The 15,625-nt window shown below is 40.0% G+C and carries 18 protein-coding genes and 1 pseudogene; 12 read left to right on the plus strand and 7 right to left on the minus strand.

Annotation, left to right across the window (positions count from 1 at the left end):
- Window positions 1-234 precede the first annotated feature (234 nt).
- The 8 genes and pseudogenes from IQ264_RS33190 (at window position 235) to panD (ending at window position 6,486) form a co-directional block, all read left to right on the plus strand.
- Window positions 235-540: a transposase gene (locus IQ264_RS33190; RefSeq protein ID WP_228061823.1), complete on the plus strand. Its 306-nt coding sequence runs from the start codon at window positions 235-237 to the stop codon at window positions 538-540.
- A 49-nt stretch (window positions 541-589) separates the two neighbouring features.
- Window positions 590-1,522, plus strand: a pseudogene (locus IQ264_RS26090) (RNA-guided endonuclease InsQ/TnpB family protein); the annotation flags it as partial.
- A gap of 55 nt (window positions 1,523-1,577) precedes the next feature.
- Entirely contained in the window at window positions 1,578-2,999 is a 1,422-nt protein-coding gene (locus IQ264_RS26095; RefSeq protein WP_193984401.1) for an aspartate ammonia-lyase, read from the plus strand.
- Window positions 3,000-3,216: 217 nt separating this feature from the next.
- Entirely contained in the window at window positions 3,217-3,495 is a 279-nt protein-coding gene (locus IQ264_RS26100; RefSeq protein WP_193984403.1) for a hypothetical protein, read from the plus strand.
- A gap of 226 nt (window positions 3,496-3,721) precedes the next feature.
- A complete protein-coding gene (locus tag IQ264_RS26105; RefSeq protein WP_193984405.1) occupies window positions 3,722-4,684 on the plus strand; it encodes a DUF362 domain-containing protein in 963 nt (320 codons plus the stop codon).
- A gap of 339 nt (window positions 4,685-5,023) precedes the next feature.
- Window positions 5,024-5,206 (plus strand): hypothetical protein, encoded by a 183-nt coding sequence (locus IQ264_RS26110; RefSeq protein ID WP_193984407.1) that lies wholly within the window; start codon window positions 5,024-5,026, stop codon window positions 5,204-5,206.
- Between the two features lie 194 nt (window positions 5,207-5,400).
- Complete coding sequence (locus IQ264_RS26115) at window positions 5,401-5,910, plus strand: inorganic diphosphatase (protein ID WP_193984409.1); 510 nt, start codon at window positions 5,401-5,403, stop codon at window positions 5,908-5,910.
- Window positions 5,911-6,090: 180 nt separating this feature from the next.
- Window positions 6,091-6,486, plus strand: a complete 396-nt coding sequence (gene panD / locus IQ264_RS26120; RefSeq protein ID WP_193984411.1) for an aspartate 1-decarboxylase — start codon at window positions 6,091-6,093, stop codon at window positions 6,484-6,486.
- 129 nt (window positions 6,487-6,615) lie between these two features.
- Here panD and IQ264_RS26125 read toward each other — a convergent pair whose 3' ends face one another.
- Together IQ264_RS26125 and IQ264_RS26130 are read right to left on the minus strand one after the other, a co-directional pair.
- Window positions 6,616-7,278, minus strand: a complete 663-nt coding sequence (locus tag IQ264_RS26125; RefSeq protein ID WP_193984414.1) for a response regulator transcription factor — start codon at window positions 7,276-7,278, stop codon at window positions 6,616-6,618.
- Entirely contained in the window at window positions 7,275-8,567 is a 1,293-nt protein-coding gene (locus tag IQ264_RS26130; protein WP_193984416.1) for a sensor histidine kinase, read from the minus strand. Before IQ264_RS26130 ends, IQ264_RS26125 begins: the two co-directional genes overlap by 4 nt.
- Window positions 8,568-8,801: 234 nt before the next feature.
- Between IQ264_RS26130 and IQ264_RS26135 the strand changes: the two genes are divergently transcribed.
- Complete coding sequence (locus IQ264_RS26135; RefSeq protein WP_193984418.1) at window positions 8,802-9,272, plus strand: Spy/CpxP family protein refolding chaperone; 471 nt, start codon at window positions 8,802-8,804, stop codon at window positions 9,270-9,272.
- A 395-nt stretch (window positions 9,273-9,667) separates the two neighbouring features.
- Window positions 9,668-9,952 carry a peptidase gene (locus IQ264_RS26140; RefSeq protein ID WP_193984420.1) on the plus strand — a complete coding sequence of 95 codons (285 nt, stop codon included), beginning with the start codon at window positions 9,668-9,670 and terminating at the stop codon, window positions 9,950-9,952.
- Between the two features lie 110 nt (window positions 9,953-10,062).
- Here IQ264_RS26140 and IQ264_RS26145 read toward each other — a convergent pair whose 3' ends face one another.
- The 5 genes from IQ264_RS26145 to IQ264_RS26165 all read right to left on the minus strand — a co-directional run bounded on the left by IQ264_RS26145 (window position 10,063) and on the right by IQ264_RS26165 (window position 13,595).
- A complete protein-coding gene (locus IQ264_RS26145; protein WP_193984422.1) occupies window positions 10,063-10,632 on the minus strand; it encodes a molybdenum cofactor guanylyltransferase in 570 nt (189 codons plus the stop codon).
- Between the two features lie 35 nt (window positions 10,633-10,667).
- The gene (locus tag IQ264_RS26150) at window positions 10,668-11,009 is read right to left on the minus strand and encodes a hypothetical protein (protein WP_193984424.1); all 342 of its coding nucleotides are present in this window, start codon (window positions 11,007-11,009) and stop codon (window positions 10,668-10,670) included.
- Window positions 11,010-11,037: 28 nt separating this feature from the next.
- The gene (locus tag IQ264_RS26155) at window positions 11,038-11,400 is read right to left on the minus strand and encodes a papain fold toxin domain-containing protein (protein WP_193984426.1); all 363 of its coding nucleotides are present in this window, start codon (window positions 11,398-11,400) and stop codon (window positions 11,038-11,040) included.
- 28 nt (window positions 11,401-11,428) lie between these two features.
- Window positions 11,429-12,502, minus strand: a complete 1,074-nt coding sequence (locus IQ264_RS26160) for an anthranilate phosphoribosyltransferase family protein (protein WP_193984428.1) — start codon at window positions 12,500-12,502, stop codon at window positions 11,429-11,431.
- Window positions 12,503-12,629: 127 nt separating this feature from the next.
- Entirely contained in the window at window positions 12,630-13,595 is a 966-nt protein-coding gene (locus IQ264_RS26165) for a LysR family transcriptional regulator (protein ID WP_193984431.1), read from the minus strand.
- Between the two features lie 382 nt (window positions 13,596-13,977).
- On the opposite strand from IQ264_RS26165, the gene IQ264_RS26170 reads away from it, so the two are divergent.
- The gene (locus IQ264_RS26170) at window positions 13,978-14,877 is read left to right on the plus strand and encodes a hypothetical protein (protein ID WP_193984433.1); all 900 of its coding nucleotides are present in this window, start codon (window positions 13,978-13,980) and stop codon (window positions 14,875-14,877) included.
- A gap of 158 nt (window positions 14,878-15,035) precedes the next feature.
- On the plus strand, window positions 15,036-15,599 hold the full coding sequence (locus IQ264_RS26175) for an HdeD family acid-resistance protein (protein WP_193984435.1): 564 nt from the start codon (window positions 15,036-15,038) through the stop codon (window positions 15,597-15,599).
- The last annotated feature ends 26 nt before the right edge of the window (window positions 15,600-15,625 follow it).

Here is a 15,625-nt window from a genome sequence, read left to right on the forward strand (position 1 = left end):
CCTCCCCACCTCCTCACCTCTTCTGCCTTCTGCTTTCAAAAGCATTATTGTGAAACAATTACCTAAAAATGTTGGATGAATGCCCCCGTTACAGCGCAGTTTAATGGCGGATGAAATCCAACCAGCTAACTCAGAAGCGTTCGCGCAGCGTTGCGTAGCAATAGCAACGATTTAATCATACAGTTGTCGGGTAAACTATTTTATAATAGCAATGAATCCGAGGTCGAGGGAATCATGTTAGTTGTAGAAGCTAAGTTAAAAAACGGCACTCCAGAGCAGTATCAAAAACTTGATGAAGCCATCAGAACAGCGCAATTTGTTAGAAACAAATGCGTCAAATATTGGATAGAGAATAAAGGGACTGCAAGGAACGATTTGCAAAAACTTTGTGCTGCTTTAGCGAAAGACTCTACAACTCCTTGGGTAAACAAATTAAACTCTCAAGCAAGACAGTCAAGTGCAGATAGAGCATGGGCTTCCATTTCTCGGTTCTACGCTAACTGTCGAGATTCATCAATCAGGAAGATAAGGATTTCCTAAGTTCAAGAAGCATAGTAGGTCAGTAGAATATAAAACTACTGGATACTCGCTTTCAGATGACAGAAAACAAATCACTTTCACTGATGGATTCAAAGCGGGAGCGTTTGACCTGTGGTGTAGCCAGAAAACCTTGGTCTACTACTCATCTCAACAAATTAGGCGAGTTAGGGTAGTCAAAAGAGCAGATGGATATTATTGCCAATTTCTCATTAACTATGACCGAGAGGAAAAGCATGAATTCACTGGCTCTGTAGTAGGAATAGACTTAGGGTTAAAAGAGTTTTATACCGACTCCAATGGCAACACAGTAGAAAATCCTCGCTTCCTGAGAAAGTCAGAGAAACGCTTAAAGAAAGCTCAAAGAAGGCTATCTAAGCGTCATCAAAAAGGACAAAAACAGTCCAGTAACTATCACAAGCAACGGCAGAAAGTAGCTAAATTGCATTTAAAAGTTTCTCGACAACGTAAGGACAGAGCAATTAAAGATGCTTTGGCGTTAGTCCAGTCTAATGATCTGGTGGTCTATGAGGCTTTGAAGGTGTCTAATTTGGTGAAGAATCACAAGTTAGCTAAAAGCATCAGCGATGCTTCTTGGTATCAATTCACGCAATGGGTGAACTATTTTGCCAAGATTCATAAAATAACTTGTATTGCTGTTCCACCACAATTCACGACTATTGATTGTTCGGTTTGTGGGGCAAAAGTCTATAAGGCTTTAAGTACTAGAACTCATCAATGCCCCCACTGCCAAACAGTTTTAGATCGGGATTGGAATGCGGCAATTAATATTCTTAAAAAAGGGTTGAAATATTTGGGAGAATATCTCAACGGTACTGTTGGGCAAACAGAAACCGACCCAAACGACTGGGGAGAGTCCGGCCTCTGGGTCTTTAACAGAGATGTTGAAGATTTAAGTCGTCTCGTTGAGCCAGTAATCTCAAGAAGTGATTCTGGGAGAATCCCCCGTCACAGCGAAGCTTGACGGTGGGAGTATGTCAAAGGAATGATTTGATTGAGCAGATTCAGCGTAAAGAAAGATGACAGAAATAGAGAATGCAGCTTACCGCATAGAAAAGGATTCGATGGGGGAACGACAAATTCCGGCAGGTGCTTACTATGGAATTCAAACTCTTCGGGCGACGGAAAATTTTCCGATTAGTGGAATTAAACCTTTAGCGACTTATGTGGATGCTGGTATTTTAATTAAGAAGGCAACGGCGATCGCAAATGGCGAACTAAACTGCATATCTAAGGAAATTAGTCAAGCGATCGTGCAAGCTGCTGATGAAGTTTTAGCGGGGAAATTGCGGGATCAGTTTGTGGTGGATGTTTACCAAGCTGGCGCAGGTACTTCCCATCACATGAATATTAACGAAGTGCTGGCAAATCGGGCGTTAGAACTTTTGGGCGACGAAAAGGGTAATTACAAACGGATTAGTCCGAACGATCATGTTAATTATGGTCAATCTACCAATGATGTGATTCCGACGGCAATTAGAATTGGCGGACTTTTGGCATTAGAAAAAACTTTGTTTCCGGCTTTGGCGGATGCGATCGCAGCCTTAGACAACAAAGCCGAACAATTCAAAGATATAGTAAAATCTGGCAGAACTCATTTGCAAGATGCAGTTCCGGTGCGTTTGGGAGAAAATTTCCGCGCTTGGGCACAAATTCTCGCGGATCATTTAGTTCGCATCGAAGCTGCTTCTGGAGATTTAGCTGTACTTGGATTAGGGGGAAGTGCAGCGGGTACGGGGTTAAATACTCATCCTCAATATCGCTTTCGAGTTGCGGAAGTTCTCTCAGAATTGATTGGTATTCCGTTACGGACTGCGCCACACTTAATGGCAGCAATGCAGAGTATGGCACCTTTTGTAAATGTTTCTGGTTCGTTGCGGAATTTGGCGCAAGATTTGGCGAAAATATCGCATGATTTAAGGTTAATGGATTCTGGGCCAAAAACGGGTTTTAAAGAAATTCAATTACCGCCTGTACAACCTGGTTCTTCGATTATGCCGGGAAAATATAATCCGGTGATGGCGGAAATGATTTCGATGGTGTGTTTTCAGGTGATGGGTTATGATACTGCGATCGCTTTTGCTGCCCAAGCCGGACAATTAGAATTAAATGTGATGATGCCGCTAATTGCCTACGATTTAATTCACAGCATCGAAATTTTGGGTAATGCGATTTCTGCTTTGACGCAACAATGTTTAGTGGGGATTACAGCAAATAGCGATCGTTGTCTCGCTTATGCTGAAGGTAGTTTAGCTTTAGTCACCGCTTTAAACACCCACATTGGTTATCTCAACGCCGCCGCTGTCGCTAAAGAATCTTTAGAAACAGGTAAATCTTTGCGCCAAATTGTCTTAGAACGAGGTTTAATGAGTTCAGAAGAGTTAGCGCAAGTATTAGATTTAGAGAAAATGAGTTCTATGCCCGCTAATACTTCTGATTAAGAGTTTTGGGGACTGGGGATTAGGTTCTGGGGAAAGTTTTGAGTTGTAGGGGTGGGTTTAGCAAACAATTGTGTGTTCATAGCAAAAGAATAAACAACAAAACCCGCCCTTACAGCGTTTTGAGTTACAGAAAAATTTTTCAGTTTCTCCTCATCTCTCTTCTCCTTACCCCCTTGTCCCAAGAGTCCCCTTTTAGACTTAGTAGGAGAGTTGAAAAATGCAAAGTCAGGATAGTTCTATACAAGTAAATTTTCTGTTTCGAGATGGTCATGCCGAATCTTTTAAATTGCCGATATCTTCTCAAGAATTTCAACAACAATTAGAAACTTTGTTAGCTAAACCTTGGTTAATTTTCCATTTGCGCGATCAAACAGTTGTGATTAATACTGCCCAAATTATGAAAGTGGAAATTAAACCACCTCTGTCTCAACTTGAAGGAGAAGGTATTTTTGCCAATAGCGAACGAGTGACAGCACTCAATAGAGGATCGCGTTAGAATGCAGGGATTGGGGAGCAGGGGGGCAGAGGAGCATAAGAGGAAAATTTATCTTGTTTTCTTTTGCCTGTTTCCCCTGAACTGCTCGGAACAATTTACTGGGTAATAACTCAAGTCCCTTAAAATGAACTGAAAGCTAGATACCTAGCTCAATTCACTTCTCCCCTGCCCCTCTGCTCCTCTGCTCCCCTGCCCCCCAGTGCCATCGCCTTTTTTTGGAGTGATTATGCAACCAACGGTAAGTTTAATTAAGGCTAATTCTTATGATTTAAAAAGTTTGCGGGAGTCGTTAGAAACGCTTTTGGAACCTTTGGGAGGAATGGGGAGTTTTGTGAAAAAAGGCGATCGCGTTTTGCTCAAACCTAATTTACTCACAGCTTCTCATCCAACTAAAGAATGTGTGACTCGTCCCGAAATTGTTTATTGTGTTGTCCAAATGGTACGCGAAGCTGGAGGCGAACCTTTTTTAGGTGATAGTCCGGCTTTTGGTAGTGCTTTGGGTGTGGCAAAAGCTAATGGTTATTTGCCATTAATTGAAGAACTAAAAGTCCCAATTACTGATTTTAGTGGAAAGCGTTATAAAACTGTTAGCGAACAGTTTAATCACCTGTTACTTTCTCCCGAAGCTATGAATGCAGATGTGGTAATTAACTTGCCTAAGTTAAAATCTCATGTGCAGCTAACTATGACGATGGGAGTGAAAAATTTGTTCGGTTGTGTACCGGGAAAAATGAAGGCTTGGTGGCATACGGAAGCTGGCAAAGATAGTGCTAGATTCGGACAAATGTTAGTAGAAACTGCCAGAACTATTAATCCTAAATTAACGATTTTAGATGGAATTATCGGTCATGAAGGTAATGGGCCTAGTGGTGGAGAACCTCGCCAGTTGGGGGTTTTAGCGGCATCTGCTGATGTTTTTGCTTTGGATCGGGCGATCGCAGAAATTGTCAATGTCGATCCTTTGAGTGTGCCTACGGTTGCTGCTTCGATGAGGTTGGGTCTTTGTTCTAATTTAGCTGCGATCGATTTTCCCTTGCTACAACCGCAGGATTTAAAGGTGCTTGATTGGAAGTTGCCCGATCGCATGATGCCGATCGATTTTGGCTTACCCCGTATTCTGAAGTCTACCTTTAAACATTTTTACATTCGATTCATTAAAGAACCTTTGGCTGCTTACTCAGGTCGTTAAAATTCTTGAGTATAAACACTTAGAAACAAATATTGTAGAAACGTTAAATTTTGTAGAGACGTTGTATACAACGTCTCTATCGCAAGTCTGAAATTGGAAATATCCTAGCAGAAAATTTAAAATTTAAAATCGGATGGCGTTTGCCAGAAGTCTAGTATTTAGGGGATTGCAGAGATATCTAAACTAAATCTTCAGAATGATTTTAAGTTCAGATTGTTTTATAAGAGACAACCTGATTATAAAGATTAGGTAAAATGTAAATGGGGAATAATATTCCTCAAATTTTTCTCTTATTGTTTCGGTTGAATTGACTAATAAACTCAGTTCACATACTACTTTATGAACTCTAGTGACCCTGCTCCTTCCCCTGAACGACCGCCTCAACGGTTGGCAGATATTGTGGGAACAGTCATTGCTTTAGTCACCCTGACTTTACCTTTCTTTGTAATTTCACACTACTCTTCAGACAGTGTAGAGGTTTTGCAGCAAATTACATATCCAATACCTAACCAGAGGGAATGATATCAGAGATGTCCCCTTGAGTAAACCTGTTAATGATTAAATTTTGGGGAATTGACCGAAGACGAGATCTAGTGTCGGTATTCCCCTAAAATGCTACACGGGGGAGGTGAAATCTATGATTTAGGAACGAGACGTTTCATGAAACGTCTCTACACCTCTTCCCGTAATTGCTTTAGTTTAGAGGACTTTAGACAGTGGACTTATCGCTAATTCCCGCCCAACCGAAATTAGGTTTGATTAACGTTTTGATTGAAATTCCAGCTGGAAGTAAGAATAAGTACGAGTTTGACAAGGATATGCAAGCGTTTGCTTTAGACAGAGTGTTGTATTCTTCTGTTCAGTATCCCTACGATTATGGTTTTGTGCCCAATACTTTGGCTGATGATGGCGACCCGCTGGATGGTATGGTGATTATGGATCAGCCGACTTTTCCTGGTTGTGTGATTGCGGCGCGACCGATCGGGATGTTAGAAATGGTTGATGGTGGCGATCGGGATGAGAAAATTCTCTGTGTACCCGACAAAGATCCGCGTTACGCTAATGTAAAATCTCTCAAAGACATTCAACAACACCGTTTGGATGAGATTGCTGAGTTTTTCCAATCGTACAAAAATCTGGAAAAGAAAGAAGTTAAAATCTTGGGTTGGCAAGATGTTGACAAAGTAATGCCTCTAGTTGAAGAGTGCGTCAAAGCCTATAAGTAATTAAAATGGTCATTGGGGACAAGGGGACAAGGGGACAAGGCGACAAGGGGACAAGGGGACAAGGGGACAAGGAGAATTTTTACCTTCTGCCTTCTGTCTTATCTATCCCTTCTGCCTTCTGCCTTCTGCCTTCTGCCTTTCTTTTCCAATGACCAATGACCAATGACTTAATCTAAATCGATGCAGCGATCGCTTCTTTCGGCCAAAATTCATAATTGCACTCTTACAGATGCCAATATTAATTACATGGGTAGCATTAGTATCGATCAAACGCTATTAGATGCTGCTGGAATCTTGCCTTATGAACAGGTGCAAGTGGTTAATATTGCTAATGGGGAAAGGTTTATTACTTATGCTATTACTGCGCCACCTAATTCTGGGGCGATCGAATTAAATGGTGCAGCAGCTAGATTGGGTGTGAAGGGCGATCGGTTAATTATTATGACTTATGCCCAATTTAGTGAAGAAGAGTTGAAAAATTACTATCCAACTGTGGTGATGGTAGACCAAAATAACCGCATTTTAGAAGTGCGTCGTTATGTGAATGAATTATTCAAAGATTCGGTGATAGTTTGAAACTAAGAAAATGTTTTAGTTTCATGGGGCGATTGAAATCGCAACTACACAAACAAAGTCCGCCTGCGCGGACTCTTAACCTGCGGATGCAGGTTTTGTTTTTATAGCTGCGACTTTAGTCGTCAGGGCTTAGGAATGCAGCAGAGGTAGAAAAGCACTAACGTACATTGCTGCTTGAGTGCGATCGCGCAAATTTAACTGACTCAAAATACTAGTAATATGGTTTTTGACTGTACGTTCGGAAATGTAAAGTGTTTGGGCAATTTCTCGGTTATTAGCACCTTTGGCAATTAAACATAACACCTCACGTTCTCTAGGAGTTAGTCCGGCGAGTTCAGGAGGAAGTTGGGTAGGTTGGGGTGGTGTTGTGGGAAGTGCGATCGCTTTTTCCAGCAATCCGGGTCCCATTTGGGTGTAACCTTTATAAATGGCGCGAATTGCTGTTGCTAAGTCATCGGAATGAGTGTCTTTTAATAAATATCCTTTTGCACCTAAGCGCATTGCTTGAGAAACATAATCATCGTCATCAAAAGTTGTCAAAACTAAGACTTTGATTGCTTTAAATTGCTGACAAATTTCGCGGGTGGCAGCTACACCATCCATTATCGGCATTCGCACATCCATTAAAACTATATCGGGTTGTAAAGTGGCAACTTGTGCGATCGCTTCTTGTCCATTTTCCGCTTCACCCACTACTTCTAAATCAGGTTTTGCTTCTAATAAACTTCGCAAACCTTCCCGAATAATTTTATGATCGTCAACCAACAATAGGCGAATTTTTGTATTTGTCATACTGCTAATTTTGGTAAAGGAATTGATACAGTGATGCGACAACCTTTTCCTGGTTGACTAACAATAAAAAATTGTCCTCCTAGTGGAGATGTTCGCTCCCGCATTCCTTGAAGTCCAAATCCGGTGGTATTTTCTTCTGGATTAAAACCTTTACCATTATCGTTGATTTCGAGATAAATTGTTTCCTGAGTTTGGTGCAGGTAAATGTTGATTTCAGTCGCTGCGCTATGCTTGTAAATATTAGTTAGTGATTCCTGAATAATGCGATAAATAGCTGTGCTAATTTCCCCGGAAATTGAATGAAAAATTTCGATTTTGTAGTTTGGTTTTATGTTAGTTGTTTGCTGAAATTCATTGATTGCTTTGGCGATCGCAACTTCCAAAGATTGTCCTTGTAAAGGATGGGTGCGAAGGGTGGCGATCGATCGTCTCACCTCTTGCAATGCCCTAGCACCTAACTGTTTTGCTTCCCGCAAAAACTTACCTGTTTTCTCTGCATCAGGCGGCAAAAACAATAAAGCATTTTCTAACTGGATACTTTGAGCAGTCAAAGCGTGTCCTAAAGAATCATGAATTTCGCGAGCAATGCGATTTCTTTCTTGCAAAGTTGCTTGATCTTCAATGCGTAAAGCATACTGACGTAATTGGTTATTTGCTAACAATAATTTTTCTCGACTTTGACGTTCGGCAAGTAAAGCATTGACCAATAACAAAATAAAAATTAGAGCCAAACCATAGATAACTGCGGTATTAAGTTTGAGGGCGAGAATTGTCTGAGCAAAGGATTCAGGTAATGGTTCTTTTCGTGGAGGATGTGGCCTATCCTGTGGAGGTGGAGGAGGTGCAACACCCATTGGCGGTGGGGGTGGCTCATGGTGTCGGGGAGGAGGTTCCGGGAATTGCTGAAACATCATTACAAGGAAGAAAATAAAGACCATTCCGGCTACAATTAAGCGCCCGATTTGTTGAAAAATTAAACAACTGCGAATTACAATGATGACACCAAGCAGGGGGAAAAAAATGGTGCGTTTATCTAACAGAAAAGTCAAAAATAATAAGCCAAATTCCAACCCTGTATAAAGCACTTTATTTTGGGTTTTCCCAGTTGGGAGTTTCAGCCCCATGAAACCAAAGGCAATGATTGCGAGAATTAATAAAAATAGACTGGTTGGATTCATTCCATGCGGGGTTGGTCGAATTTCTCCGAGCAATGTTATGCCTAAGAGAATCCATTCTAAATAGAGGATGAGGCGGAAGGAATGGTTAGGAAAGAGCGATCGTAGTTGCATAGCACGAAGAAAAAACAATTCTAGCTTTTAATCTATTTCACAAAAAACTCTTTTTTCCAGAGATGTATTTACCAAATATCAAAAATTAACTGGGAGTATTATCCTAAAGTAATTAGTACTTTAGTCCTATGCTAAATTGGGAAAATCGATTCATCTATAAAACATCTGGCAGTTTTTAGAATTTGAATATCGAAAAACGTTAATTGTTTAACTCCTTAATATTTTAAGACCGCAATGAACCATCATCTACCCTTGACCTTAAGAAATTCGATCTCTACTGTCAAACTATTGCCACTGCTGACTGGTGCAATGGCGCTGATTTTATCTGCTACGACGATTCCAGCAGCTTTTGCACAGTCTACTACACCCCCTGAACCTCCGCCCCCGCCATTGGAGCAGCAAAACTGGTTGAACTTAACACCGGAACAGCAAGAAAAAATGAAGCAGATTCGAGAAGCTGAACGGCAGCAAATGGATAGTATTTTGACAGCAGAACAAAAAGCTCGTTTGCAAGCTGCTAGAGAAAAGCGGGAAGATCCACGTCAGGCTTTTGAGTCGTTGAATCTCACCGCAGAACAAAAAACAAAAATCCAAGAAGTGCATCGCGCCTCCCGACAACAAATGGATGCAATCTTAACTGCTCAACAGCGTCAGCTACTCGAACAACGCCGTCCACCTAAACCGCCTGGATTGCCGCCACAGTAGGGTATTGGGGATTAGGGACTAGGGACTGGGGAAATCAACTTCAGTCCTAATACTGCTCGGTTAAGAGTAGGGGCACGCTACGCGAACGCCCCTACAGAGCCAAATTTGCTTAACCGAGCAGTATTGACTTCAGTCCTAATTCGTTTGTGCTCAAATCTTGCATCAGGGGAGCAAGATCAATGATTTAGGACTAAAGTCATACGTCAAATTAGGAGATTCGATCCATGTGGAAGACTAGTACCTGTTTCTATTATGGAAATTGAAATTAAGTTCATTTCTCTTACACACCTCACTGGAAATTGGGTTTATGGTCAATTATGAAACGTCGCTGCGTTGATTATTTGTTGATAAACCCGGTTTCTTTAGTTTTCCTGAATTCATAACTAAAAATTTCTATGAGTCGCATTTTTCGTAAATACCATCGGTGGTTGGCGATCGCTTTTTCCCTACCTTTATTAACTACTGTTTTAAGTGGTATATTCTTCACTATTGCTGTTGAATGGTTTCATCAACGTCAATTTGCCAGATTTTTACTTGGGGTTCATACTGGGAAAATTATCGGACTTGGTGAAGTATTTCCGATTATTAATGGAATTGGGTTAATTGGGTTGCTAGTAACAGGGATTTATATGACAAGTCTATTCCGCAAGCGTCGCTATTTACCACCCTCAGAATTTTAGATTTTAGATTGTCGATAAGACTTTTAAAAATGTGGTCGTATTGCTGACTATTTTGGTTGTGGCGATCGCTGGAATTTCTCTACTATTAGGAGGAATTTGCATTTTTTTACTTACTTTAAATCCATTGGTGTATTGCAATTCCAGAGCATTTCTTGGCAAGCTTGACTAACTGGAATATTTGCTACTTTTGTCTGTGCTAACCATTTTTGAAATGAGTTACCACCTTGTTGAATAAATTGTTGTAAATCTGATAAGGCGGAACGGCGATAAAAGGCGCATAAAGGTTCCCATCTTGCTTGTTGATGGGGTACTACAGCTAAAATTTCATCAGGAACTTGTACTAAATTTTCAATCCAATTTTGCAGGATGTTAGATTGTAGTAAAGGTAAGTCGCAACCTAAAAGTAATACCCATTCTGAAGATATTTTTTCTAGTCCTTCAGCTAAACCTAATAATGGCCCTTGTCCGGGATGAGTTTCTGTGAGAAATTGACATTTTTCAGGGACGATTTTCTGGTATTTTTCTGGCCAAGGTGTGAGAATATAAACTTGTTGACAGCATTGGGTTGCAACTTGAGAAACTCTGGTTAATAAAGGTATGCCATCCCAAGGTATGAGTGCTTTATCTTCACCCATTCTAGTACTGCGACCACCTGCTAAAATTAATGCTGAAATATCCATAGTAAAATACCCCCTGAAGCTGAATAATTTAATTTCTAATAAGCAGAACCTTTGGGAATTTTTTCCGCTAAATGGTGACGTTCATGCAAAAATTCGGAGAACAAATCAAAAAACATTTCAAATCCATGAGTTTCATTTCCTGAGTAAAGTAGGATAATTTTAGCCCATGAAGCTGAGGTATTAATAGCAAATCTTTTTTGTAACCAAGGTTGAAATTCGTGAAATTCTTTCTCTTCATCGCTGAGAGGAATGCCCATATCTTGGCAAGCACGTCTGTAACCGCACAGGAACATAAATAGGTCGGAAACAGAGGGATAACCAATATACATTCCTGGTCTTTCTTTGATTTTTTGCAGCAGTTGATAAAGTGATATCATGGCAAGTTGTAGGTAAAATAGGGGTTAATTAAAATTTTTCTATTTCTTCTATAGTAAACTCACCAATAGCACAGTAAAAGTCTGCAATCCATTCTTCCCTGGATAGTCCTGTTAATGAGAGATTATCGAAAACCTTACCTCTGACTTCAATCCCATAGTGTAAGCCATTTTGACTAATTGTACTGCGTCCGCCATCCCATCGTTCGCTGAGAATGAAATCTGCTTTATCAAGAGGGCTGATTTTGATTAGAGTACCGTTAATTCGGTTATATTTTAACCATTCTTTTATAGCTTCGGCGCACTCTGCACATTCCAAAACTTTAAACTGTTCTATAATATAGGATATTTGTCGAAAAATTTCATCGTCAGAAAATGGGGGTAGAGTTGACATTTATTGAAATTGAAAATTAAAAGATTTTTCATGTTTTATAGGCTAGTTGTAAGGCTGCGATCGCACCTCGAACCTCCTCTAATTTTTGAGCCGCATTTTTATTAATCAAAATCTCTTTAGTAACAGCGATTCCTGATTCCATTGTTGGGCAAATTCCGCAATGCCAAAGGTAAAAACCTCCGTTCCAAAGGGCAGATTGCATCATTTCTGATGGTTCACCTTTTAATACTGATTCTATTTGATTAATTAATTCGCTAGTTGTAGGAGGAAGGGGGGGGTTGATATTACTAAAACCGTAGTCATTGTGAGATAAATGTAGGCGTTCTAATACAGTGTTTTGTTTAATGATGCCGATAATGGCGGTGCGATCGCGCGGTAAATCGCAGCTACCTTCTAAGCCTTTGATTGTAGTTAAATAATAAGGAAATCCTCTGGTTTCCAAAGCGCCACGAAACATATTTTCGGTGGGAGGATGAACAAATCCAGAGATAATATGAGCATCTCCAGCATAAGGACACCAGATTAATTCCATTGTAGCAAATGGTGGACGTTTGCCGATTTGATCGCGGTAGGGAACTAACCCAGCAGCCAGGGGAAAATGATTTGGTAGGTAAATAAATCCTAATCCGGTACTTGCAAAAATTTGCTGGGTTTCTGTTAGGGAAAGTTTCGTCCAATCTATTCCTAAACCTTGCCAAATTTCAATTAAAGGAATGCCTTCTTTGGTGGGCATTCGATCGCCTCCGTGCATAATCACTGATACTCCGGCGGCAGTTAAAATTAAGGCGGTTATTGGGTTGATTGGTGCAGTGCGCGATCGCCCATCATAAGGTATTCCCAAAACTATAACTTGGGAATCATTACCTGTTTTTGGTTGTAATTTTGGCCCTAATTCTTCATAAGCATCTAACATTCCCGCTAATTCTTCTCCTGTGGGACGTTTGATGCGGTGGGCGATCATAAATGCACCGATTTGTGCTGGTGTTGCTTCTGCTAACAGCATCATTTTTGTGGCTGCTGCTGCTTCTTGGCGAGTTAAATTTTCTCCAGTATGATTACCGCTTCCTACTTTTTTTAGCAGTTCTCTAAAAGCTTTACTCATAATCGTTATTTGTCATTGGTCATTGGTTTTTGCTCGTTAGTCATTTGTTTAAGTTTTTGACTAATGAACTGTGAATTAAAATTATATATTACTCTAGATTCAGAGAATTTTTTGTTGCTGGTTGAGTTTAGATGGCGATCGCATGAGACAGGGGATTTTTGGTGTTAGGAGAAGCTACCCCTGTTAGTGTATTAGCTGAGTCTATACCAATTAATTTGTGAACTAAATTGCGGAAATGGGCAATAGGAGGAATTTGTAATCGATCGCAAGTCGTGACTAAAACTACTTGGCGATTTAATGTTGATTCACTGGTAGGTCTAACTGCTAATGTAGGATCGTAGTGAGCATCAAAAAGGGCGGTTTTTGGCAACAGGGCGATCGCATTTCCTTGGCGTACCATACCACGAAAAGCATCCAAAGTATTTAATTCCAAAATTGCATTTAAGTTAGCACCTAAACGCTGAAAGTGATCTTGAATTAAACGTTGCATTCCATAGCCAACTTTAAATACTATTTGCGGTTGATTAGTAATTTCTGACCAAGGTATTTCTTTGTATTGCGTTAAGGGATGATCTGCTGCCATTAATACTTCAATTGGTTCAGTATAAAGTGGATCTACAATTAATTCTGGGCTAGCAGTTAAGAACCGATTATTCATCACAATAGCCACATCTACTAAACCATCTTTGAGCACTTTTAAAGCTCGATCGCTTCCCAGAGATGTTACTCGCAATTGTACCGCTGGGTAATCTTGGCAAAACTTTTGCAAAACTGGGGGTAAGTTGTAAGCACAAATTGAAGGAATAGCTGCCACACAAAGTTCTGGCTGCTTTCCTGTTAGTAATTCTGCTAATTCTTGGCTAGCGTTTTGCCATTCTTGGCAGATTTTTGTGGCGTGGGGTAATAATTTTTCCCCGCCTAATGTCAGCTTTGCTTGAGTACTCCTGTGAAACAGGGATATCCCTAAGTCTGCTTCTAAGGATTGGATCTGCCGACTGATGGTAGATTGGGTAACGTTACATTTTCGTGCTGCTTGCTGAAAACTACCCGTTTCTGCGATCGCCAAAAATGCCTGTAACTGCTCTAGGCGCATGGTTAATGATGTAACCTTAATTACATTATCTCATGAAATGACCATAACTCATTTACAACAGCTTTTTAGTAGATTCTGATACACCTTTGCTAGAGAATGGCAGGAAATTGGAAAATTTCTCCCTTGAGTAATTACTACTTCTCAGTTCCCTGGAAACAAACTTTGCCCAATTTCATCTTGATTTCATGTTTTCAGGTTTAATATTGAAGAGCAGAAAGGGAAGCGGGAACGGGGAACAGCGAACAGCAAATAAAACGTGGTTGTACCCAATACGCTTGAGAAGCGTTATATATAACGTTTCTAGTTTAAAAGCCGAAAAATATCCTGGCTAATACACTCATACACCATAAACCTTCATTATTGTCAATTTGTAGTATAAACAATGAAAACAAAGCTAAAAATTTCTAGTCTAATTGGGTTAATTTCTGTGATTGCTATTGTTGGGTTGATGATTAATGGTAATAGCAAAGCCCAAAATCAAAGCAGTAAGCAAAACTCTCATACAGAACATTCTGTAAGTCAAAATCACTCTGATGGAGAACATGGAACAACTCATAACCACAATGCGGGAGAAACTCAGGAAAACGCTCAAGCTAAATTGACTGTTGCTCAACCAATTGAGCCAAATAAACCAATAAAATTAGTAATTGATATTCAAGACCAATCGGGAAAAACAATTAGTAAATTTGATACTTTTCAAGAACAGTTAATGCACTTAATTTTAGTAAGTGAAGACTTACAAATTTTTAATCATATTCATCCTGAATATAAAGGAAATGGTAGATTTGAAGTGACTACTCAGTTTCCGAAAGCCGGAAAGTATGCGTTGTTCACTGATTACAAACCTACGGGACAGAAAGAACAGGTTTCAGTGCTGAATACAGAGGTTCCGGGAAATAGTAACTCTGTAGCAAAAGTTGACTTTAATCGGAACAAGACTTTTGGCAATACTAAGGCGAATTTAGGAGTTTCGGAATCGAGTTTAACTGCCAGAAAACCTGTGTCTTTTGTGTTTAGTTTAAAAGATGCTGCAACTAATCAACCTGTGAAAGATTTGCAACCTTATTTGGGAGAACGGGGACATTTAGTAATTGTTAAACAATCATCTCCCTTGACTAAGGCGGATTATATTCATGCTCATGCTCATACTATGACCAATTTACCTCCAGGGGAGGTTCATTTTATGACTGAATTTCCCCAAGCGGGTAAGTATAAGCTTTGGGGTCAGTTTAATCGCAACGGTAAGATTGTGACTACGGATTTTTGGGTAAATGTAAAATAATTTAGCTTTTCCATTTTTAACTTTGGGGAAACAGGTTCTCTACCCTTGGTTGAGGGTAGAGACTTTTTGTTTACTTTGGTTACTTGCCCTCTTGTTAAAATCCGTTAATTGTAAGATAATTTCTACTCATCTACCATGCGGAAGAAAGGCGTAAGAATATGACAAATGATACAAGTGGAGAAATCGATCGCGGTTTGAAAGCTGCTTTAGGTTTTGCGATCGCTTTAGGGGTTTTCTTAATTATTCTGGGTGGAATTGCGATCGCTCGTCCATTCTTCGCTACTGTAGCAGCAACTCTTTTCTTGGGACTGTTATTGTTACTCAACGGAATTTTTCAGATAGTTTACTCTTTTCAAACTAATATTCGCGGTAATTTTTGGCTGAAGTTTCTCGGTGGTCTGGTCTATTCTGTCGGTGGTTTGTTAATTATGTTCAATCCGCTACCAAGTTTAATTGCTTTAACCTTAGTAGTGGGAATTTCAATTTTAGTTGCTAGTATTTTTCAAGTATTTTTAGCATTTGAATTACGTCCAGCACGTCACTGGGATTGGGTGCTGTTGAGTGGGATTTTAGGGATTATTCTCGGAATTTTAATTTGGCATCAATGGCCGGAAAACTCCGCTTGGGCAATTGGGTTACTATTAGGTATTAACCTAATTTTTGATGGGTTATGGATAATTTTATTTTCTTCCGCAACCCGTAAAGCTATAAGAGAAGCTTAAGGGGCAGAGGGGCAGAGGGGCAGAGG

The organism is [Phormidium] sp. LEGE 05292, from assembly GCF_015207735.1.
In the GTDB taxonomy this organism is placed as follows: domain Bacteria; phylum Cyanobacteriota; class Cyanobacteriia; order Cyanobacteriales; family Aerosakkonemataceae; genus Floridanema.